The sequence below is a fragment of the Caballeronia sp. ATUFL_F2_KS9A genome (genome assembly GCF_023630765.1).
In the GTDB taxonomy this organism is placed as follows: domain Bacteria; phylum Pseudomonadota; class Gammaproteobacteria; order Burkholderiales; family Burkholderiaceae; genus Caballeronia; species Caballeronia zhejiangensis.
Genome location: NZ_JALQEK010000029.1, coordinates 337293 through 357066 on the forward strand (window position 1 = coordinate 337293; position 19774 = coordinate 357066).

At 64.2% G+C, this 19774-nt stretch carries 23 protein-coding genes; 8 read left to right on the top strand and 15 right to left on the bottom strand.

All coding sequences use genetic code 11. The features are described 5' to 3' along the window. Positions 1-66 precede the first annotated feature (66 nt). Positions 67-1077 carry a zinc-binding alcohol dehydrogenase family protein gene (locus NCS67_RS17300; RefSeq protein ID WP_008353221.1) on the top strand — a complete coding sequence of 337 codons (1011 nt, stop codon included), beginning with the start codon at positions 67-69 and terminating at the stop codon, positions 1075-1077. Positions 1078-1086: 9 nt separating this feature from the next. Here the strand turns inward: NCS67_RS17300 and NCS67_RS17305 are convergent, their stop codons facing one another. From NCS67_RS17305 to NCS67_RS17315, 3 genes are all read right to left on the bottom strand, one after another. Next, the gene (locus tag NCS67_RS17305; RefSeq protein WP_250435883.1) at positions 1087-1482 is read right to left on the bottom strand and encodes a GFA family protein; all 396 of its coding nucleotides are present in this window, start codon (positions 1480-1482) and stop codon (positions 1087-1089) included. Continuing rightward, positions 1479-2051, bottom strand: a complete 573-nt coding sequence (locus NCS67_RS17310; protein WP_033537049.1) for a hypothetical protein — start codon at positions 2049-2051, stop codon at positions 1479-1481. Before NCS67_RS17310 ends, NCS67_RS17305 begins: the two co-directional genes overlap by 4 nt. Before the next feature lie 205 nt (positions 2052-2256). Further along, positions 2257-2874 (bottom strand): OmpW/AlkL family protein, encoded by a 618-nt coding sequence (locus tag NCS67_RS17315; RefSeq protein WP_250435981.1) that lies wholly within the window; start codon positions 2872-2874, stop codon positions 2257-2259. Between the two features lie 248 nt (positions 2875-3122). Between NCS67_RS17315 and NCS67_RS17320 the strand changes: the two genes are divergently transcribed. Beyond that, entirely contained in the window at positions 3123-3416 is a 294-nt protein-coding gene (locus NCS67_RS17320) for a hypothetical protein (RefSeq protein WP_144403815.1), read from the top strand. 1 nt (position 3417) lies between these two features. Here the strand turns inward: NCS67_RS17320 and NCS67_RS17325 are convergent, their stop codons facing one another. Both NCS67_RS17325 and NCS67_RS17330 read right to left on the bottom strand, forming a co-directional pair. Further along, a complete protein-coding gene (locus NCS67_RS17325; protein ID WP_008353214.1) occupies positions 3418-3915 on the bottom strand; it encodes a hypothetical protein in 498 nt (165 codons plus the stop codon). Between the two features lie 115 nt (positions 3916-4030). Further along, positions 4031-4999 (bottom strand): GlxA family transcriptional regulator, encoded by a 969-nt coding sequence (locus NCS67_RS17330; RefSeq protein WP_250435885.1) that lies wholly within the window; start codon positions 4997-4999, stop codon positions 4031-4033. 187 nt (positions 5000-5186) lie between these two features. On the opposite strand from NCS67_RS17330, the gene NCS67_RS17335 reads away from it, so the two are divergent. Beyond that, the gene (locus tag NCS67_RS17335; RefSeq protein WP_250435887.1) at positions 5187-5876 is read left to right on the top strand and encodes an HD domain-containing protein; all 690 of its coding nucleotides are present in this window, start codon (positions 5187-5189) and stop codon (positions 5874-5876) included. 1 nt (position 5877) lies between these two features. Here NCS67_RS17335 and NCS67_RS17340 read toward each other — a convergent pair whose 3' ends face one another. The 10 genes from NCS67_RS17340 to norR form a co-directional block, all read right to left on the bottom strand. Then, positions 5878-6588, bottom strand: coding sequence for an extensin-like domain-containing protein (locus NCS67_RS17340; RefSeq protein ID WP_175979398.1), 711 nt, complete (start codon positions 6586-6588; stop codon positions 5878-5880). Further along, the gene (locus NCS67_RS17345) at positions 6585-7640 is read right to left on the bottom strand and encodes an NAD(P)/FAD-dependent oxidoreductase (RefSeq protein ID WP_250435889.1); all 1056 of its coding nucleotides are present in this window, start codon (positions 7638-7640) and stop codon (positions 6585-6587) included. The genes NCS67_RS17340 and NCS67_RS17345 overlap by 4 nt, the downstream gene beginning before the upstream one ends. Before the next feature lie 117 nt (positions 7641-7757). Beyond that, a complete protein-coding gene (locus tag NCS67_RS17350) occupies positions 7758-8270 on the bottom strand; it encodes a GNAT family N-acetyltransferase (RefSeq protein WP_175979400.1) in 513 nt (170 codons plus the stop codon). A 541-nt stretch (positions 8271-8811) separates the two neighbouring features. Further along, positions 8812-9627: a c-type cytochrome gene (locus NCS67_RS17355; RefSeq protein WP_250435891.1), complete on the bottom strand. Its 816-nt coding sequence runs from the start codon at positions 9625-9627 to the stop codon at positions 8812-8814. Then, positions 9624-11249 carry a b(o/a)3-type cytochrome-c oxidase subunit 1 gene (locus tag NCS67_RS17360; protein ID WP_250435892.1) on the bottom strand — a complete coding sequence of 542 codons (1626 nt, stop codon included), beginning with the start codon at positions 11247-11249 and terminating at the stop codon, positions 9624-9626. Before NCS67_RS17360 ends, NCS67_RS17355 begins: the two co-directional genes overlap by 4 nt. Continuing rightward, on the bottom strand, positions 11239-11805 hold the full coding sequence (locus NCS67_RS17365; RefSeq protein ID WP_175979402.1) for a cupredoxin domain-containing protein: 567 nt from the start codon (positions 11803-11805) through the stop codon (positions 11239-11241). The genes NCS67_RS17360 and NCS67_RS17365 overlap by 11 nt, the downstream gene beginning before the upstream one ends. 18 nt (positions 11806-11823) lie before the next feature. Next, complete coding sequence (locus NCS67_RS17370) at positions 11824-11994, bottom strand: hypothetical protein (protein ID WP_250435895.1); 171 nt, start codon at positions 11992-11994, stop codon at positions 11824-11826. Between the two features lie 14 nt (positions 11995-12008). Next, on the bottom strand, positions 12009-13226 hold the full coding sequence (locus NCS67_RS17375; RefSeq protein ID WP_008353197.1) for a c-type cytochrome: 1218 nt from the start codon (positions 13224-13226) through the stop codon (positions 12009-12011). A 58-nt stretch (positions 13227-13284) separates the two neighbouring features. After that, positions 13285-13947 (bottom strand): c-type cytochrome, encoded by a 663-nt coding sequence (locus NCS67_RS17380; protein WP_033537071.1) that lies wholly within the window; start codon positions 13945-13947, stop codon positions 13285-13287. 387 nt (positions 13948-14334) lie between these two features. Further along, positions 14335-15924 carry a nitric oxide reductase transcriptional regulator NorR gene (gene norR, locus NCS67_RS17385; RefSeq protein ID WP_250435897.1) on the bottom strand — a complete coding sequence of 530 codons (1590 nt, stop codon included), beginning with the start codon at positions 15922-15924 and terminating at the stop codon, positions 14335-14337. Positions 15925-16048: 124 nt separating this feature from the next. On the opposite strand from norR, the gene hmpA reads away from it, so the two are divergent. The 5 genes from hmpA (at position 16049) to NCS67_RS17410 (ending at position 19745) form a co-directional block, all read left to right on the top strand. Beyond that, positions 16049-17230, top strand: coding sequence for an NO-inducible flavohemoprotein (gene hmpA / locus NCS67_RS17390; protein WP_250435899.1), 1182 nt, complete (start codon positions 16049-16051; stop codon positions 17228-17230). A gap of 192 nt (positions 17231-17422) precedes the next feature. Beyond that, positions 17423-17860, top strand: coding sequence for a carboxymuconolactone decarboxylase family protein (locus NCS67_RS17395; RefSeq protein ID WP_008353193.1), 438 nt, complete (start codon positions 17423-17425; stop codon positions 17858-17860). 10 nt (positions 17861-17870) lie between these two features. Beyond that, a complete protein-coding gene (locus NCS67_RS17400; RefSeq protein WP_175979405.1) occupies positions 17871-18281 on the top strand; it encodes a cupin domain-containing protein in 411 nt (136 codons plus the stop codon). Positions 18282-18288: 7 nt separating this feature from the next. Next, complete coding sequence (locus tag NCS67_RS17405) at positions 18289-19518, top strand: NnrS family protein (protein ID WP_250435900.1); 1230 nt, start codon at positions 18289-18291, stop codon at positions 19516-19518. Positions 19519-19601: 83 nt separating this feature from the next. Beyond that, positions 19602-19745 (top strand): hypothetical protein, encoded by a 144-nt coding sequence (locus tag NCS67_RS17410; RefSeq protein ID WP_250435901.1) that lies wholly within the window; start codon positions 19602-19604, stop codon positions 19743-19745. Positions 19746-19774 lie beyond the last annotated feature (29 nt).

A 19774-nucleotide genomic window follows, 5' to 3' on the forward strand; every position in this document is an offset into this window, starting at 1 on the left:
ACCAAATCGGCGCGCATCGTTAGATTGACGGACGCCCCACTCCAACGACATATCGAGACATCCAGCATGCTGACCGTCATCTGCGAAACGCCCGGAACCCTGAAAGCCGAACAGCGCGAGAAACCGCAGCGCGCCGACAACGAAGTGCTGCTGCGCGTGAAGCGCGTCGGCGTGTGCGGCACGGACCTGCACATCTTCACCGGCAATCAGCCATATCTGTCGTATCCGCGCGTGATGGGCCACGAGTTGTCGGGCGTGATCGAGGAAGCGGACGCATCGAGCGGGCTGAAGGCGGGCGACACCGTCTACGTGATGCCGTATCTGTCGTGCGGCAAGTGCATCGCGTGCCGTCAGGGCAAGACGAATTGCTGCGTGAACATTCAGGTGCTCGGCGTGCATCGCGATGGCGCGTTCACCGAATATCTGAATCTGCCCGCGCAATTCGTCCATAAGGCCGAGGGCGTCACGCTCGATCAGGCCGCGATGGTCGAATTCCTCGCGATCGGCGCGCACGCCGTGCGTCGCGCGGACGTGCAGCCGGGGCAGCGCGTGCTGGTTGTCGGCACGGGTCCGATCGGCATGGCGGCCATCACCTTCTCGCGGCTGCGCGGCGCGAACGTCACCGCGCTCGATACGCGCGAAGACCGGCTCGCGTTCTGCAAGCGCGAACTGAAAGTGGACGCGACCGTGCAGATCGGCGAGCAGGACAAGGAACAACTGTCGACGCTCACGAATGGCGAATTCTTCGATGTGGTGTTCGACGCGACCGGCAATTCGCGCGCGATGGAACGCGGCTTCGAATTCATCGCGCACGGCGGGAAGTACGTGCTGGTGTCGATCGTGCCGGATCGCATTTCCTTCGCCGATCCGGAGTTCCACAAGCGCGAAGCGACGCTGCTCGCGAGCCGCAACGCGACGCCCGAGGACTTCGAGACCGTGCTCGCCGCGATGCGCAAGGGCGAAGTGCCGACGGATGCGCTCAACACGCATCGTCTGACGCTGAGCGATGTGCCGACGCAGTTCTCGTCGCTGCTCGATCCGAAAGCGGGCGTCGTGAAAGCGATCGTCGAATGCTGACGGGTTGAATCAGGGCGCGCCGCGTACAAAGCGCGGCCGTCCTTGCGCGTCGTGCCACGGCTCGGCGCTTTTGCACCAGATTTCGTACTGCGGCGGATAAAGGCCGGTTTCATCGAAGATGCCGGTCGGCACCTCGATTTCGTCGACGCCGTCGAACGCCAGATAGACCGGCGATCCGCACAGCGGGCAATGATGCCGCCTGCCCGTCGCGGAGCTCGCCCACGCGACCGTGTCGCCCGTCACGGCAAACGCATCGCGCGGAAAGATCGCGTAAACGCCGAACGGCGCACCGTGGATGCGCCGGCACGTCATGCAGTGACACAGATTCACTTCCTTCGGCGCGCCCGCGACGCGCACCCGCACCGCGCCGCACGCACATCCGCCTTCGTGAAGCGGCTGATTCATCGGGTGAAGTAGCCGCGGTTCTGCATGCATTCGCTGTAGGCGCGCCAGTAGCGCGTCATCGGCGGCTCGGGCGGCGGCAGCGGCGGCATCTTCATGTCGCCGCCGTAGATCGCGTCGGATGCGCCGGATGCGCCCGCCGCCATCGATGCGGGCATCGCCGGCATGCCGGGCATCGCGCCGGATGCGGGATGCGGCAAGGCGGTCACGCCCGTCGCGCCGGACGCACCCGACGCGGCGATCGCCGCCGATGCGCCCGATGCAGGCGCCGCCGCAGACGCCGCGAGCGCACCCGATGCGCCCGCCGCACTCGCCGGCAACGGCGGCTCGACCGGACGCGGCGGCGTGAGCGTGCGCGTGTCGCGCTGCGCCTGAGCGTCGCGCGATGGCGCTTGCGACTCGCGCGCCATGTTCACTTTGGTCGTCTGATTGGCGTAGCCGTAGCAGGCGGCGTTATCGATCGATTGCTGCCACGCGCTCTGGCTGCGGCCTGGCACGGTGAGCGGCTGTTGCGCGAAGGCGGCGCCACACGCCGCGAGCAAAACGAATCCCGCGTAAGTGGAAGGTCTCATTGGCTTGCAGTTCCCCGATGCGGTTTTATTAGTCGTTGCAGTTTCTTGCGCCGCTCGGACACACTTCGAGCGACGCGAGTCTGCGCCGGGCCTGCTGTCAAGGATACCGCGCCCGCCGAACCGTCCACGCCAGAAGCACTGGCATCTTCCGCCAACTTTCAGACGATGCGCGGCGCGGCGCACATTTGCCGCGATGAACCGCGCATCAGAACTTCATGCCGACGCCAAGGCCGATCACCCACGGATCGATCTTGAGCGAGCCGAGATCGGCGCCGCCCGCCGATGCGCTCGTTCGCATCCAGATCTTCTTCACGTCGGCGTTGACGAACAAATTCTTCGCCACCTGTACGTCGACGCCCGCCTGCAACGCCGGGCCGAAGCTGCTGTGCTTGATCGACACCGGCGTGTCGCCCGCCTTGAGCTTGTCGTTGTAGAAGTACGTATAGTTTACGCCCGCGCCGACATACGGACGCACGCGCCCCGCGTGATTGAAGTGATATTGCAGGAGCAGCGTCGGCGGCAGCACGCCCACGCCGCCAAGCCCGCCGATGTTCGACGTCACCTGATGCCGCGACGTGCCGAGAATCAATTCCACACCGATGTCATCGCGGATCATGTACGTGAAATCGAGCTCCGGCACGATCGCGTTGTTGACGTTGACACCGAGCGTGCCGAGCGTGCCCCCCGCTGTCACATCGGGCTGAATGCTGATCGCGCGCAGGCGAACCAGCACATCGCCGGCGTGGATGCCGCCCATCGCATCGCTCGACGATGCATCGCCTGCCGCCTGCGCCGCGCCCGCGAACAACGCCGCGCATGCCATGACGATTGCCCCGAGACCCTTTCTCATTTTTAGCTCACTCACGTTAAAAGTGAGAATTGTCCGAGCGAGGGTCGGTCGCGCCTTTGACCACAATCAACACGCGCCAGACGCGCGCCGCCTATCGCGGCAAGCCTTGCGCGCGGACAAGCATGCTTTACGCATCGGCGGGTCTGCGACCGCGCGCCACTTGCGGGCGGGTCCGCGCCTTGCTGAACGAAGAGAACGTGCAGAACAAAGGGAGGAAGCAGATGAGACCCACAATCGGCACACTCGGGCGCATGACGGGGATTCTGCTCGGCGGCACATTGGCCGTCGTGGCGAGCGCGCAGCAGGCGCCGCAAAAACCGAACAAGCTCGATTACGACAGTACGCCCGCGTATCAGGAGAAAAACGTGACGCCGCCCGCTGCGGCCGCCGCGAATGCCAGCGATGCGCTGAAGACGCGGCCGGGCAAGACGTCATCGGGCAAGGGCGCAGCGCCCGACCGGCCGAACGGACTCGGCTTCGACTCGGGCGCGAGCGGCATGAGCAAGAAGCAGTAGATCACGCGTCGGCCGGCTTGTCCGGCCACGGCCACGTCGAATAGCGCGACGGCTTTTCCGCTTCCGCTGCCGGCGTGGCTTCGTGCGCAGGCGCCGCGCTCGTTGCGACTTCGGGGAGATCCTCGCCGAACCACGGCACTTCCTTGCGCCGCTCTTCCATGTAGGCGTTCCAGCCCTTCGCGTTGTCCGCGAAGAGATCGTGCTTCACGGTGTTCGCCAGCATCGGGCGATTCAGCGTTTCATCGAGCAGCGCTTTCGGCCAAACGAAAAACGCACCCGATGCACGGCGGATGAAATCGCGCGGCGGCATGGTCGCGTCGACGAAGCCGAGCAGCGTGAAGCCCGCGAGCGCGTCGTTGCCCTTCACCGCTTCGCCGATGCTCGCGTATTCGTCGGCGCATTGGCTCAGGCAAAACACGGACTCCAGCACGTCGCCGAGATGCAGCAGCAGTGCGCGTCGTTCGTAGGGATCTTGCGTGGCGGTCTCTTGTTTCGTCATTCGCTGTTCCGATATGTCGAGGGTGGATTCTGCGGCGCGCGCACTGTCGCACGGGCCGCGTTCATCTCGAATTTTAGCGAACCCGGCGTCACGCGTCGGCGCGCCAGCGCCCCGATCACTTCACAAAGCGCGTGCGAAAGCTCAGTCGATAATCATTCGGCGATACACCGAGCCGCCGCGTGAACACGAGCCGCATGCGGTCCGCCGTGCCGAAGCCGCAGTCGTAGGCGACGGTTTTCAGCGGCGTGTCGCTGCTTTCGAGCATATTGCGCGCCGCGTCGACGCGCGCCCGTTCGACGAACTCGTGCGGCGTCAACTGCGCGAGTTGCACGAAGGCGCGCGCGAAGTTGCGCTCGCTCATGCCCGCGACGCTCGCCATGCGCGCGACGGACAGCCGCTCGCCGATGTGCTCCATGACGTACGCCTGCACTTTCGCGACCGGCGACGTGTCGTCGGCGGGGGCGCTCAGATAAGGGCTGAACTGCGATTGTCCGCCGCGCCGCTGCGCGAATACGACGAGCCGTTTCGCGACCGCGAGCGCGACTTGCGCGCCGTGATCTTCGGCGACGAGCGCGAGCGCGACATCGATGCCCGCCGTCACGCCCGCCGACGTGACGAGATTGCCGTCGCGCATATAAATGCGATCGAGTTCGACGCGTGCGCGCGGAAAACGCTCCGCGAGCCGCGGCGCATTCTGCCAGTGCGTGGTGACATTGCGGCCGTCGAGCAGGCCCGCGTGACCGAGCGCGAATGCGCCGGTGCAGATCGAGCCGTAACGCTCGCAGCGCGACGCCGTATCGACGAGCCAGGTGCAGAGGCGCCGATCGGGTTCATCGACGGGAAGGCTCGGACCGCCCGCGACGAGCGCCGTGCCGTAATGGCGATCGGCTTTGTCGAACGGCAGATCCGCGACGAGCCGCGTGCCGTTCGACGCGCGCACGATGCGCTCCTCCGGTCCGACAAGCGTGATCTCATACGCGTCCGAGGCAGCGATGAAGCCGTTCGCTTCCGCGAAGACATCGACGGGACCGGCCACATCGAGCGCCTGCACGCCCTGAAAGATTGCGATTGCAACTGTCGGCATCGGAGAGAAAGTCGGTGATGAGCGCGCGTGGCGGAAGACGGCGTGCGCCTGGCAGAGTTCGACGCGTCGTTTCGATTGAGACGCGAGCGCCTTTTGAAGAGACTGAAGGCATCGGACGCGCTGCGCGATTTTAGCAACGCACGACGCTTCGCGTCTTTCCATCGACTCACATTCCGGAGCTTCAAACATGAGCGAAATCATCGCAGGCATCAGCATTCCCGACAGCCAGATGGCGCGCGAAGCCACGCAACTCGTACGCGATACGGAACCCGACCTGCTCTATCATCACTCGCGCCGCGTGTTCCTGTTCGGCGCGCTCGCGGGCGAACGCAAGCGGCTGAAATACGATCCCGAACTGCTTTATATCGGCGCGATGTTCCACGACATGGGCCTCTCCGATGCATACAGCAGCCCGCACGACCGCTTCGAAGTCGATGGCGCGAACGCGGCGCGCGATTTCCTGCGCGGGCATGGCGTCGGCGAAAGCGAGATCGAGCAGGTGTGGGATGCGATCGCGCTGCACACGACGCCCGGCATTCCGCAGCACAAGAAACCGGTGGTCGCGCTCGTCACGGCGGGCGTCGAGATGGATGTGCTCGGTCTCGCCTACGACGAGTTCAGCGCCGATCAACGCCGGCTCGTCGTCGCGGCGCATCCGCGCGAGGCGAACTTCAAGGAAGGCATCATCGACGCCTTCGCCAAAGGGACGATCGCCAAGCCGGAATCCACTTTCGGCAACGTCAAGGCCGATGTCCTCGCGCTGAAAGACCCGAACTACAGGCGCCTGAACTTCTGCAGCATCATCCTCGGATCGGCGTGGAACGATCAGCCGCACGATCATGCGACCTGCGGCAATCCTTCGCATCGACACGCGTAGTTCAGCGACAAACGCGATACGGACCCATGTCGACGTGAAAGTGCGTCTTGTGCAAGGCGTTGTAGTCGGGGCCTAATGTGGTATCGAAGGCATGACACGCGCCTTCGTGAACGCGGCGCAGGAACTGGCCGTCGGGCGACGCGGCATCGTCCCAACGAGCGAGCGTGATGCGGCGTCCGTCATCGAGCACGAAGCCGGTCAGATCGATGGCGTTCGCGCTCGCGTGCTGGCTCAGCGCCGCGTCCTGCTGATGATTCACATTGCGGCAAGCATAACTGCCGACATGCTCGATGCGCGCGATGCGCTCGCCATACGTATCGAGCGCGGCCGCCTGAAGATATTGATGCTCGAAGTAGGCGATGCCGAGCGCGAGCGGACACGTCGCGAGAAACGGCGCGCTGAAGCGCACGTCTTGCGATTGCGTGACGCGTACGACGCTTTGGAGCGCGCATCCGCCCGGTCCGGTCGCATCGGCCATCTCGCGATAGACGAGACCCGAGCGTGCGAGCGCGGCATCGCAGCGTTGCGCGTCGTGCATCGTGCGCCATAATTTGAAGCGCGTGAGCGGACCTTGCGGCGCGCGCACGTCGAGCGGTGCGAACGGATCGTAACGCTCGGGCAGCACGATGCGTTTCGAATAGACCGCGTAGCCTAACATCGCCGCGCCGGCGAGCAACGCGAGCAACAGCCATCCGACGATGCGTGCGATCACGCGTGATCGGCCGTGTGCGCCGCGCTCACGCGCTCGGCGAGCTTGGCGTCGTAGCTCGAATGTACATGCACGCGCTTTTTCTCGGGATACGCGTACGAATACGCCTTGCGCAACGCGAGCGACGCTTCGTGAAAGCCCGACAGAATGAGCTTCTGCTTGTTCGGATAGTTGGCGATATCGCCGACTGCGAAAATGCCCAGCCGAGACGATTCATAGTTGGACGTATCCACTTCGATGCGGCCGCCGCGCACGTCGAGATTCCATGTCGCGATCGGCCCGAGCTCCGACACGAGACCGTAGAGCGCGACGATCTTGTCGACGGCCAGATCGGTCGAGCCTTCCACCTGCTTGATGCGTGCGCCGCGCAGCACGCCATCGGGCGCATCGAGCGATTCGATCATGCCGACGACGAACGACATCTCACCGGCTTCGACCGCGCGCTTCATCGTCGCGACGGAATTCGCGGCTGCTGAAAACCCGTTGCGCCGATGCACGAGCGTGAGCTTCCTGGCGATGTCCTTCAATGCGAGCGCCCAGTCGAGCGCCGAGTCGCCGCCGCCCGCGACGATGATCTCCTTGTCCGCGAAATCGGCCGCGCGCGAGACGCTGTAATGCACGTCGCGGCCTTCGAGCGCGGCGGCTTCGGGCAACTGCAGACGCTGCGGAACGAACGCGCCGTTGCCCGCGGCGATGAGGATCGCGGCGCAATCGAAAGTCATGCCGTTTTCGGTAGTCACGGTCCAGCGATGATCGTCATCGCGCTGCGTGACGGATTGCACGCGTTGATCGAGGTGGATCGGCACGTCGAAGGGACGAATCTGTTCCAGCAGGCGATCGACGAGCTCGCGCGCGGTGCATGAGGGAATCGCGGGGATATCGTAGATCGGCTTGTCGGGGTAGAGCTCGATGCACTGTCCGCCGATGCGGCCGAGCGTATCGACGATCTGGCACGAGAGGCCGATGACGCCCGCCTCGAAGGCCGCGAATAGCCCGACCGGGCCCGCGCCTATGATCAACACGTCGGTTTTTATCGCTTCGCTTTGAGGTTCCATTTCGGGGTTCTTTCCTTGGCCTGCTGACTTTTTCAGCATTCTTCGGGCCACGATACAGAAAGCGTTCTCTCGCGGCAACGAAACCCCTTGCGGCTTAGCGGCGATTGCTTTCAGGCGTCAGGCGCGGGCATCGAAGGCTTCGTCGAAAGAAACGGTTCCGGCGGGGACTTTTTCGCTGAAAGCTAACGCCTGGAAGTATTCGGCGGGCACGCCGGGGAGCGTGAGCGCGGATTCGGGTCGGAAGCCGAAGCGTCCGTAATAACCTGGATCGCCGAGCACGACGCAGCCCGCGGCGCCATCGCGCTTCAGGTGCGCGAGCGCTTCCTTCACGAGTTCGCCGCCGATGCCTTCGCGTTGACGCGCGGGCGTCACGGAAAGCGGACCGAGGCCGAACCAGCCGCTCGCGGTTGCGCTGATGCTGATGGGCGAGATCGCGATATGCCCAATGATGTCGCCGTTTTCCACCGCAACGAGGGATAGCGTGAGGCGGCCCGTTTTTCGCAATGCGTTGACGATGAACTGCTCGGTGTGGCTCGAATAGGGCATATCGAGAAATGCGGCAGTGGTCAGTATTTCGATCGCGTCGATGTCGCTGAGTTGCTCGTGGCGGATTGTTGTGGATGCCTTCATAGCGTGCTCTGTCTTGCGGTGGTGAGGCGTGCATTCTAGCTCTGGGCTATGTCGCCGGATCCCGTTTTCGTGTCGGTCTGTTGGCGTTGCCCCTGTGCGGGGCGGCACTCACTTTCTTTGCCGCTGCAAAGAAAGTAAGCAAAGAAAGCAGCTTTTCAGGCCCGCGGTCACACGCAATTCGGGTAGTTCTCTCATCGCAGATGGCACTCGCCTAAAGAGTGCCCTCATAGGCCCAATCCAGCTTGGATCGCGCACGGTCTGCCGCCCGAATGCGTTGAGCGCGCTGGTTCAGCACGAAAAAGCATCGGCACAGCGCTACGCGCTGCCGCCGGGCATTCAAGGGAAACCATCGGTTTGCGCACGCAGTGCGATAGCGATGTCACTAGCGAAGCACACGCATCCCCGATTGCCAAATCGCGCATGACCGCGGGCCTATCAGTAGCTGCTTTCTTTAGTTTTAGTTACTGCAGCCCCGCACAGGGGAAGTGCCAATAGACCGACGCGTAATCGGATTTGATAGAAGCCGAAGGCAAACCAAACATCACTTCGCATTCGCCCCCGAATTCAACTCCCGCGCGTAATACATGGCAGCAGCATCGATCTCCTCGGGCGTCATGTTGCGCGCGACATTGCGCATGACCCCATCGATATCGTTGGTCCGCGTCCCATTGGCAAACGCCAGCAACTGCGATTTGGTGTAAGCCGCCGGCAGGCCATCGAGCCACGGACTCCCCGCCTTCGTATCGATGCCCCCATGACACACCGCGCAAGGAGCGATATTTCTCATCGGCGCACCGTGCGCGACGATCGGCGGCGCAAGCGCGCTGCTCACCTTGCGCTGCGCCGGCGGCCGCGGCAAGTTCGCGTAATACGCAGCGAGATCGCGCATGTCCTGATCCGAAAGATTCATCGCCATCGGCGACATCACCGCGTTGTTCCGCGCGCCCTTCTGAAAATCGATCAATTGCTTGTAAATCACCGACGCATATTGCCCCGCCAGATTCGGCGAGTTGGCCTCGCTCATGCCACGCTCGCCGTGACACATCGTGCAGCGTAGAGCCAGCGTCGCGCCACGTCCGATCGAATTCGCGCTCACCTTGTCGAGCAGTTGAGGCGTCATCTCCACGCTCGTCAGCTTCTCTTTCGGCTCGACCGCCGCGCCGCCCGCATACCACTCGCGCGGCACGCCCGCCGCGCTGCAGATCGCATTCCAGATGCCGGCGAACTGCGCATCGCGCTGCACCGAAGGCAGCCACACGAACCCTATCAGCGCCGATACCACCGCGACCGCGATCGTCCCCAATACGCTGACCGTGAACCAGCGATTGCGAAATGTGAAGAGGCGTTCGTCGCTCATCGCTGCGCTCCGATCGGCACCGCAGGCACCGCCGTGTCCGAACGCGCCAGCAACTGCGCAATCGGATAGCCGTAGTTGACGAGCGTAAGCCCGATCATCAGCACGAGCCACAGCGCAAAGCTGTTCAACGCCACCGGAAGCGTGCGCGGCTCATGCACCGCGCGGCTGAAGCGGAACGCCTCGGGCTGCACCAGCGGCGCGCGATGTCCCCTTATGAGCACGATGAAAAACAGCACCGCCGACACAACCAGAATCAGCCCGCCGACAACCGATATCACGACGGACAGCGCCTGCGCCGCAAGCGCCGGATCGTTGTAGTCGTAGAACGCCATGCGTCGCGGCATGCCAAGAATGCCGACGAAATGCCACGGAAAAGTCAGCACGATCATGCCGATGAACCACAGCCACAATTGCCAGCGCATCAGCTTCACGCTCTGCAATGCGCGGCCCGTCAGATGCGGCCACAGATCGTAGGCGATCACGAAGTACATGATGACGATCGCGCCGCCGAAGATCAGATGGAAATGCCCCGTCACCCATTGCGTGTTGTGCACGGTCGAATCGAGCTGATAGCTCATGTTGATGAGCCCGCCCGCGCCGCCGAAACCGAGCATCACGAACGAGAACGCGAGCGCAAGCATCATCGGGTTATCCCACGGCAACGCCTTGATCCAGCCGAGCGGGCCGCGTCCGCCGCGCAGCCGCGCCGCAATCTCCACCGACGCGCAGATCGTGAACACGGTCAGCAACGTCGGCACGGCGACGAGCGTCGTAAAGACCGAATGCATGAACTTGAAGCCCGAGCCGACTTGCGGATCGGCGAACAAGTGATGAATGCCGATGGGCATCGACACGACGAGGAACAGGATGAACGAGATGCGTGCCATCGCATCGCTGTAGAGACGGCCGCCGATCGCGCGCGGAATGATCGTGTAATACGCGATATACGCCGGCATCAGCCAGAAGTAGACGATCGCGTGCAGCGTCCACGAGAAGAACACGCGCGCGAGTCCCGCGTCGATGGTCGTCTTCCAGCCGATCGCGACAGGCAGAATCATGAACAGCACTTCGATGGCCGCGCCCACCGCCGTCCAACCCCACAGATACGCGCCCGCGACGGTCGCGAACATCGCGAGCGGGATCGGCTTGCCGCGATTCTCGCGCTTCCACGACGCGAGATTCACCGACATCAGCGCCACCCAGACCCACGATCCGACCACGACGAACACGACGCCGACGTAATAGAACACGTTGCCGATCATCGGCGGATAAAAGGTATAGAGCACGGATGCGAGACCCATCGCGACGGGCACAGTGGCCGTCACCGCGCCGATCGCGACGAGCCAGAAGCCGAGCCACGCGAAGCGCAAACCCCCGAGCGGGCGCTTCAACGCAAGCTCGCTGACCGCATAGCCGAAGCCCATCGCGATGAGCGTCGGGAACGCGTAGCCCATCACCGTGCCGTGCTCCGTCACCGAGCGATAGTAAAGCTCCGGATTCTGCAGCCACGGATGCAGCGGACTGCGCACGAGCATCTGCCATGCGCCGAGCAGCAGCGCGACACCGAAGGCGATGAACGCCAGCCAGAAATGCGCGAGGACGAGGCGCTTGCTATTGAACACAGGACACTCTCCGCGAATTGGCCGGCATCTTGTCGGCCATCTGCATGAATTCGGCGCGATCCACCACCTTCACATGCGCCCACATGTTCTGATGCCCGGTGCCGCAATACTCGTGACAAGGCATCAGATGGTCGCCCGGCTTGTCGAAGGTCGTCTTGAAGGTCGAGACATAGCCCGGCTCCAGCATCGAATTGATGTTCGTGTCGGTGATCAGAAAGCCGTGCACGACATCCGAACTCGTCGCGCGGAACGTGACCGGCACGCCCGCCGGCACGACAAGACATTGCGGCGTGAACGAATACTGCTGCGCGACGATACGCACCGTCACGGAGCCGTCCGCCTCCGGCGCGCTGCCGAGATTGCTTTCGATGAATTCGCCCGATACGTGCAGCGTTTCCGGGCGGACCGTCTCGACGCGCGAGGGCGGCATCATCGCCCAGTGCACGCCGGTGTAGACGACCATGCCGACCAGCACGACGACGATCGCGAGCACGAGAATCGCCCAGCGCCGTTCGACCCGTTCGGCGACATCGTGCGAGCTTGGATGGATGGCCATATGCGACGCCTTAATGAATCACTGGATCACGCCGCGCGGCAGGAACACGGCGAAGTAAAAGATGAACCAGATGCCGATCACGATCGCGGTCGAAATGCCCGCGAGCGCGATCGCGCCCGCCGGGCCGCGCTTCACGATCTCGTCTAGCTGCGCGTCTTCCTTCGCGAGTTCATTCGGGTCTTCGGTCATGGTGTCGTCGATGCTCAATAAAGTGGCGCCGAACGCAGCTCGTTCACTTCCTTCACGGAAACCGGCGTGCCGTGGTTGCCCCACGCGGTGCGGATATACGTGACGACCGCCGCGACCTCGACATCCGAGAGCGACTGCGCGAACGGCGGCATGCCGTAAGGCTTCGGGTTCTTGAACGTGCCCGGCGGATAGCCGCCGTTCAGCACCATGCGGATCGGATTCACCGACGAGTTCATCACGATCGATTGATTGTTCGCGAGCGGCGGGAAATCGGGCGGCTTGCCCTGGCCTTGCGTCGCGTGACATTCGGCGCAGTGCTGGTCGTAGACCTTCTTGCCGAGCGGCGCGAGATCCGAGCGCGCCTCGACGGCCGCCTGGCTCGGCGGCGCGGGCTTGTCGCCGGAACGCGCGGGCAGCGCCTTCAGATAGACGGCCATCGCGCGCACGTCTTCCTCGCTCAGATATTGCAGACTGTCGTAGACAACTTCGGCCATCGGTCCATACACCGCACCGCGATTCGACACGCCCGCATGCAGCAGGCCGACGATGTCCTCCATGCTCCAGTCGCCGAGACCCGCTTCCTTGTTCGACGTGAGCGACGGCGCGTACCAGTTCTGGATCGGGATCAGCCCGCCTTCGAACGCCTTCGATTTCACATTGCCGCCGAGCGCGTTGATCGCGGTGTGGCACATCGAGCAATGACCGAGCCCTTCGACGAGATACGCGCCGCGGTTCCATTCCGCGGATTGCGTCGCGTCCGGCTGATACTCGCCCTCGCGAAAGAAGAGCGAACGCCAGCCGTACAGCAGCTCGCGTCGGTTGAACGGAAAACGCAATTCGTGCGGCCGGTTCGGCTGATGCACCGGCGGCGTGGACATCAGGAATGCATAGATTGCGTCGGAGTCGGCGCGCGTGACTTTTGTATAGGACGTATAGGGCATCGCGGGATAAAGCAGCGAGCCGTCGCGTGACTTGCCCGAGTGCATCATCGTGTAGAACTCGCCGGCGCTCCAGCTGCCGATGCCCGTCTCCTTGTCCGACGAGATGTTGGGCGTGAAGAGCGTGCCGAAGGGCGTGTCCATCGGACGGCCGCCGCCGAACGTCTTGCCCGCCGGCAGCGTATGGCACGCGATGCAATCGCCCGCGCGCGCGAGATATTCGCCGCGCTTGACGGTCGCGGCGTCGGCGCTCTGCGCGATGGCATGTTCGATCGGCGCGGCGCACGCCGCCATGAAGACCGCGACGGTCAGCGCTCGGAATGGGCGAAAACGGAGCACGTCGGGTCCTCGCTTAGTTGTGGACGCTGCCGCACGCTAGCGGCATCTTGAGCGAACCGGCGGCGACCGGCACCGGATCGGCCGGCGCGGGCAGCGTCGCGAGGTAGGCTGCGATCGCGGTGATGTCGCGGTCGGAGAGCAGTTTCGCGACCTGCCCCATGCAATCCGGCGCGACCGTCGAGCGCGTGCCGTATCGCCATGCGCCGAGTTGCGCGCTGATGTAGTCGGCATGCAGGCCGAGCAGACCGGGAATCGCCGGCTCCATGCCGGTCATCGACGCGCCGTGGCAGCTCACGCAGGCGGGCACGTTGCGCGTAGCGTTGCCCTTCGTGACGAGCGTCTTGCCGAGCTCGAGCGTCTTCGAATCGACGGTGACGGGCGACGGCGGCGGAAACGGCGGATGTTCGCTCGCGAAGTATTCCGCGATCTGCTTCAAATACGCGTCGGGAAGATACGCGAGCAGGTAATTCATCGGCGGATACTTGCGCCGGCCGTCGCGAAAAGCGAGCAGTTGGTTGTACAGATAGCCGGCGGGCTTGCCGGACAGACGAGGGAAGTAGTCGTTGTCGGTGCCCTGGCCCTGCGAGCCGTGGCATGTGGCGCATCCCATCACGCGGGCCTGCATCGTGTCGGGCGCGCGCTCCAGCGGCGCGTTGTCGGCCGCGAACGCTCCGATGCTGAAAAACGCGAAGAGCGCGGACCAAAAGAATGTGCCGAGCTTTGCCACGTTTCGCACGTAACCCCCGTTGTCGATTTGCCGTGTTCGATGTGCCGGGCGCGTGCTGCTCGTCCGGCTCGGTTCTTCAAGGCGCTGCAATGTTCTTGCTGCAGATGGGTTGCGCTAGGCTTTTCTGATCTTAGAAGAGATCGCCCGTTTTTCCCAACTCAGAGATTGTCTCAATCTGTCACATCGATGCGCGTGACAAATCCAAGTGTTTTTTGCGTTCGAACAATGAACCGCATCTTTTTGAGACGAGCAACGACGTCGACCCGATCTGCTAAGGACTGTAGATAGTCGCTTTGCGCGGCCATGTCCATCATTTCGAGATGAACGAGGTGTTGCTCATTTGAGCCCGAGGCGCTTGGCGAGGCGATTGAGATTCGCGCGATCCAGACCGAGCTCGCGCGCCGCCGACGCCCAGTTCTGGTTGTGACGCTTCAACGCGTCGAGGATGAGCGTGCGTTCGTAGGCCGTCACGGCGTCGCGGAAGTCGGCGCCCGGCGCGGCTTCGACGCGCGTCGCGGCATCGGCGGCCAGTGCGGTGTCGCCGGCGAGCGTGAGGTCGGCGGCGGTGAGCGTGAGGATGCGCGGACGTTCGCGATGCGCCGCGAGCGCCTTCAATGCGCTGCGTCCGATCAGATGCTCCAGTTCGCGCACGTTGCCGGGCCAGCGATACGCGAGCAGCGCGGCTTGCGCATCGGCGGAAAGACGCAGGCTCAGGAGGCCGAGGCGCGAGCGGTTCTCTTCGAGAAAGTAGCCGGCGAGCAGCAAGACGTCGCGTCCGCGTTCGCGCAACGGCGGCACGACGAGCGGATACACCGACAGCCGATGATAGAAGTCCGCGCGAAAGCGCCCTTCACGCACTTCCTCGGCGAGATCGCGATTGGTGGCGGCAATGAGCCGCACGTCGACCTTGTGCTCGCTGTCCGAGCCGATCCGCTGCAACTGGCCGTTCTGAAGCACGCGCAGGAGCTTGGCCTGCACGGGCAGCGGCAGCTCGCCGACTTCATCGAGAAAGAGCGTGCCGCCATCGGCGAGTTCGAACTTCCCGCGCCGGTCCGACGACGCGCCCGAAAACGCACCGCGCACGTGCCCGAAGAGCTCGCTTTCGACGAGCGTATCGGGCAGCGCCGCGCAATTCAGGCTGACGAGCGGTTTGTCGGCGCGCGGCGAAAGCGCGTGAATCTCGCTCGCGACGAGCTCCTTGCCGACGCCCGTCTCGCCGGTGATGAGCACGGTCAGATCGCTCGACGCGACGATCGCAATCTCTTCCTGCAAGCGGTTATGCGGCTCGCTGCTGCCGATCATTTCGCGCCTTCGCGGCCCGCTCGCCTGCCGATACACCTCCGCACGCTGACGCTCGGCCTCGCTCGATTTCGCGAGCGCATCGATGCGCTCGGCGACGCTCACGGTCGCCGCCGCGAGACTCAAGAACGCCTGCAGCGAAGCCATGTCGATGCCGTCGAAGCGCGCGGGATCGAGCGCGTCGAGCGTCAGCAAGCCCCACGCGCGCCCGTTGATGACGAGCGGGCAGCCGAGACAATCGTGCACCTCCAGATCGCCGCTCACGCCCTTGACCAGTCCGTCGTAGGGATCGGGCAAGTCCGAGCCGGCGGCGAAGCGCGTCGGTTCAGCGCGCGCGAGAATGCGTGCGAACCGCGGGTGGTCGCTCACGCGAAAGCGCCGGCCGAGCGTATCGCCCGAAAGACCGTCGATGGCGAGCGGCACGAGCGTATCGCCGTCGAGCCGCAACAGCGCGGACGCATCGCTCGGAAACAGCGCGCGCGATGTGTGCAGCAAACGGCGGTAGCGCTCGGTGTCGGGCATCTCGCTCGACAGGTCCTCGATAAGCGGAACGAGCGCATCGAGCAGCACGCGTGAAGTCATTGCGACTACGTCAGCAGTCCTTTTGACTAGAGTCGAATCGACCATGTTTAATAATAAACGATTGATTTATCGACGATTCTACTCTGGCACGGATCGTGTATAGATTCTGCCGAAGAATTCAGACGCGAAAGCGCCCCGCTTTCGCCTTTATCACACGAGGAAACGAACAATGCTGTCAGCAGAACACCGTGCCATCGTCAAAGCGACCGTTCCCCTTCTGGAAAGCGGCGGCGAAGCCCTCACCACGCACTTCTATAACAAGATGCTCAGCGAGTATCCCGAGGTCCGCCCGATGTTCAACCAGGCGCACCAGGCAAGCGGCGCGCAACCACGCGCGCTCGCCAACGGCGTGCTGATGTACGCACGGCACATCGACGAACTGGAGAAGCTCGGAGGGCTCGTCGGCCAGATCATCAACAAGCACGTCGCGCTGGACATCCAGCCGGAACATTATCCGATCGTCGGACGCTGCCTGCTCGCGTCGATCCGTGAGGTGCTCGGCGCGGAAATCGCCACCGACGCCGTCATCGAGGCGTGGGCCGCCGCCTACGGGCAACTTGCGGATCTGCTGATCGGACTCGAGGAAGGCATCTACAGCGAGCGCGAAAACGCGCCGGGCGGCTGGCGCGGCACGCGGCGTTTCGTCGTCGCGCGCAAGGAGAAGGAAAGCGACGAGATCACGTCCTTCTATCTCGTGCCGGAAGACGGCGGCGCGCTGCTCGACTTCCATCCGGGTCAGTACATCGGCTTGCGCCTGTTGATCGACGGCGAGGAACTGCGCCGCAACTACTCGCTCTCGGCCGCACCCAACGGCCGCGAATATCGCATCAGCGTGAAGCGTGAGGCGAATGGCAAGGTGTCGAATTTCCTGCATGAACACGTCGGCGAAAACAGCGTGTTCGATCTCTATCCGCCCGCAGGCGACTTCAAGCTCGAACACAACGACAAGCCGCTCGTGCTCATCAGCGGCGGGGTCGGCATCACGCCGACGCTCGCGATGCTGCAAGCCGCGCTCAAAACGCAACGCCCGGTGCACTTCATCCACTCGGCGCGGCACGGCGGCGTGCACGCGTTCCGTGCGGCGATCGAGGAACTGGCGGCGCGCCATCCGCAACTGAAGCGCTTCTACTGCTACGAGCACAAGCGCGATGGCGATCTCGAAGCGCACGGCATCGGCTTTGTCGACGAAACGCTGCTCGATACGTGGCTGCCGAAGAACCGCGATGTCGATGCCTACTTCCTCGGGCCGAAGGCGTTCATGAAGGCGGTGAAGAAGCATCTGAAGGCGCTCGGCGTGCCCGAAGCGCAGAGCCGCTACGAGTTCTTCGGCCCGGCCGCCGCGCTCGACTGATTCCGTGCGTGGTGCGGCCCTCTCGACCCGCGGCGCATTTGGCCGCGGGTTTTTTTGCGCGTTCCAGCCTTTGCAAGTGGTTACCTCGATTTTGTAGAAATCGGTCATTTCAAAAGGCCAGCCAGACGCCTAATCTGCTCTTGCCGCGCCGATCTGGCGCACTTTCAGAACCCAGGCAAAGAGGATACGCAAATGGAACCCCGTCTCGACTTCTACAAAGCCAATCCCGCAGCAATCAAGGCGCTGGTCGGCGTCGAGGAGCGCATCGCGAAGTCCGCGCTCGAGAAATCGCTGACCGAACTGGTACGGCTGCGCGCATCGCAGATCAACGGCTGCGCGTTTTGCGTCGACATGCATACGACCGATGCGCGCAAGGGCGGCGAGACTGATCGGCGGCTGGCGACGGTCGTTGTCTGGCGCGAGACGCCGTTCTTCACCGATCGCGAACGCGCCGCGCTCGAATGGACCGAGGCGTTGACGCTGGTGTCGCAAGACCACGTACCCGATGCCGTGTGGGAAGCCGTGAAGCCCCATTTCAGCGACGATGAAATTGTCGACCTGACGCTGCTCGTTTCCGCGATCAATAGCTGGAACCGTTTCGCGATCGCTTTCCGCAAGCTGCCGGCGTGAGGGCATCGACATGAGAAAGCGCGAAATTCTCGTGCTGGCGGCCGCGCTGATGATCGGTGCAGCGAGCGCCGGCGCGCACGACGCGGCGGGCGCGGAACTCGTCACGCCGATGATCAAGCAGGCCGTGCCGGAAGTGGCCGGCAAGAACGTGCTGATGGCGACCGTCTCGTACAAGCCGGGACAGTCGTCGGAGGCGCACAGGCATCCGGGGTCGATCTTCGCTTACGTGCTGGAGGGCCGCGTGACTTCGCAGCTCGAAGGCGGAAGCGCGAAGACGTATGGCCCCGGCGAATCGTGGTACGAACCGCCGGGCGCGCATCACATCGTGTCGAAGAATGCGAGCGCGACGAAGCCGGCAAAGCTGCTCGTGTTCGCGATCGTCGGCGATGGCGATCCGGTCAAGCAGCCGATCCCGCATTGAGGACAACATGAAGATCGCAGAACCCGACACCGTTTTCATCGCGACGCCGCAGAAGCGTTCGCCGGAGCATCGGCCGCGTTTCGCGCTGTTCGATCTCGGCTTCCGGCCGTTCTACCTGTGCGGCGCGGCGTTCGGCGCGCTCTCGGTGACGGTGTGGCTACTGGTGCTGTCGGGCGTGCCGCTCTTCGGCGGCTATCTGCTGCGCGCGGATCCGGTCGCTTGGCACGCGCACGAGATGGTGTTCGGGTTCGCGGCGGCGATCGTCGCCGGCTTTCTGCTGACGGCCGTGCGCGCGTGGACCGGACGCGACACGGCCAAGGGCGCGACACTCGCATCGCTCGTGCTGCTGTGGCTCGCCGGGCGCGTGCTCGTGTGGAGCGGCCCGGCGCTGCCGGCGGCGATCGTCGATAGCGCGTTCCTGCCGGTCGCCGCGATTCTGCTGCTGCGGGTGCTCGTCGAGGCGGGCAACCGGCGCAACTACTTCATCGCGGTCGTTGTGTTCGCGTTCGGCGCGCTGAACGCCGCGTTCCACGCGTTCGCGATCGACGCGCGCCCCGATCTCGCGATGCGCGCGGTGTGTGCGTCGGCGGGCATCGTCGTGTTGCTCGTCGGCGTGATCGGCGGACGCGTGATCCCGATGTTCACCGCCAATGCAATGCCCGGTTTCATCGCACGGCGCTGGCGCTTCGTCGAGTTGATGGCCGCGCCGCTCACGATCGCGGCGTTTGTCGCGGACGCCTTCGCGCTCGATGGCGCGATCGTCGCGCCGATCGCCTTGCTGGCCTGCGGCGTGCATCTCGCGCGGATGATCGGCTGGCGCTCGTACGCGGTGCGCGGCCGGCCGATTCTCGCGATCCTGCATCTCGCTTATGCGTGGCTGCCGCTCGGCTTCGCACTGCTCGCGCTGTCTGCGCTCGGATGGACACGCGTGCCGCACAGTCTCGCGGTGCATGCGTTCGCGGCTGGCGCGATCGGCGGCGCGATCATCGCGATGATCACGCGCACCGCGCGCGGGCATACCGGACGGCCGCTCGTCGCGGACACGCGCGATGTCGCGTGCTACGCGCTCGTGATGTCAGCGGGCGCACTGCGCGTGCTCGGGCCGCTCGTCGCGCCTTCGTGGCATTCGACGTGGGTCTTTGCGGCTGGGTCGTGCTGGGTTCTTGCGTTCGGGCTCTACGTCGCCGCTTATGCCGCGCCGCTCTTCAAGCCGCGCGCGGATGGCAAGCCAGGTTGAGACGGCGACGGATTTTGACATCGGGAAGCGAGGGTTCCGCGAGAATCGCGTCCGGCTTTCCCGATTCCGATTCCGATCCCGCCATGAAGCACCTTCGTTCTCTTTGCGCCGCGGCGATGCTCATCGCCGCTTTGCTCGCCCTTTCCGGCTGCGGCCTCTTCGGATGCAGCGGCTTTGCCACCAACGGCGGCGGCTTCGGCGGCTGCAGCGTCGGCACGCGGTTCTGATTCGATGGCGCGAGGCGGGCGACAAGCCG

What these genes read in the sequence shown, in the direction of transcription:
- NCS67_RS17300 (WP_008353221.1), top strand. Translation starts at nt 67, where the DNA reads ATGCTGACCGTCATCTGCGAAACGCCCGGAACCCTGAAAGCCGAACAG.
- NCS67_RS17305 (WP_250435883.1), bottom strand. Translation starts at nt 1,482, where the DNA reads ATGAATCAGCCGCTTCACGAAGGCGGATGTGCGTGCGGCGCGGTGCGG.
- NCS67_RS17310 (WP_033537049.1), bottom strand. Translation starts at nt 2,051, where the DNA reads ATGAGACCTTCCACTTACGCGGGATTCGTTTTGCTCGCGGCGTGTGGC.
- NCS67_RS17315 (WP_250435981.1), bottom strand. Translation starts at nt 2,874, where the DNA reads ATGGCATGCGCGGCGTTGTTCGCGGGCGCGGCGCAGGCGGCAGGCGAT.
- NCS67_RS17320 (WP_144403815.1), top strand. Translation starts at nt 3,123, where the DNA reads ATGAGACCCACAATCGGCACACTCGGGCGCATGACGGGGATTCTGCTC.
- NCS67_RS17325 (WP_008353214.1), bottom strand. Translation starts at nt 3,915, where the DNA reads ATGACGAAACAAGAGACCGCCACGCAAGATCCCTACGAACGACGCGCA.
- NCS67_RS17330 (WP_250435885.1), bottom strand. Translation starts at nt 4,999, where the DNA reads ATGCCGACAGTTGCAATCGCAATCTTTCAGGGCGTGCAGGCGCTCGAT.
- NCS67_RS17335 (WP_250435887.1), top strand. Translation starts at nt 5,187, where the DNA reads ATGAGCGAAATCATCGCAGGCATCAGCATTCCCGACAGCCAGATGGCG.
- NCS67_RS17345 (WP_250435889.1), bottom strand. Translation starts at nt 7,640, where the DNA reads ATGGAACCTCAAAGCGAAGCGATAAAAACCGACGTGTTGATCATAGGC.
- NCS67_RS17350 (WP_175979400.1), bottom strand. Translation starts at nt 8,270, where the DNA reads ATGAAGGCATCCACAACAATCCGCCACGAGCAACTCAGCGACATCGAC.
- NCS67_RS17355 (WP_250435891.1), bottom strand. Translation starts at nt 9,627, where the DNA reads ATGAGCGACGAACGCCTCTTCACATTTCGCAATCGCTGGTTCACGGTC.
- NCS67_RS17365 (WP_175979402.1), bottom strand. Translation starts at nt 11,805, where the DNA reads ATGGCCATCCATCCAAGCTCGCACGATGTCGCCGAACGGGTCGAACGG.
- NCS67_RS17370 (WP_250435895.1), bottom strand. Translation starts at nt 11,994, where the DNA reads ATGACCGAAGACCCGAATGAACTCGCGAAGGAAGACGCGCAGCTAGAC.
- NCS67_RS17375 (WP_008353197.1), bottom strand. Translation starts at nt 13,226, where the DNA reads ATGGCGGCGTGCGCCGCGCCGATCGAACATGCCATCGCGCAGAGCGCC.
- norR (WP_250435897.1), bottom strand. Translation starts at nt 15,924, where the DNA reads ATGGTCGATTCGACTCTAGTCAAAAGGACTGCTGACGTAGTCGCAATG.
- hmpA (WP_250435899.1), top strand. Translation starts at nt 16,049, where the DNA reads ATGCTGTCAGCAGAACACCGTGCCATCGTCAAAGCGACCGTTCCCCTT.
- NCS67_RS17395 (WP_008353193.1), top strand. Translation starts at nt 17,423, where the DNA reads ATGGAACCCCGTCTCGACTTCTACAAAGCCAATCCCGCAGCAATCAAG.
- NCS67_RS17400 (WP_175979405.1), top strand. Translation starts at nt 17,871, where the DNA reads ATGAGAAAGCGCGAAATTCTCGTGCTGGCGGCCGCGCTGATGATCGGT.
- NCS67_RS17405 (WP_250435900.1), top strand. Translation starts at nt 18,289, where the DNA reads ATGAAGATCGCAGAACCCGACACCGTTTTCATCGCGACGCCGCAGAAG.
- NCS67_RS17410 (WP_250435901.1), top strand. Translation starts at nt 19,602, where the DNA reads ATGAAGCACCTTCGTTCTCTTTGCGCCGCGGCGATGCTCATCGCCGCT.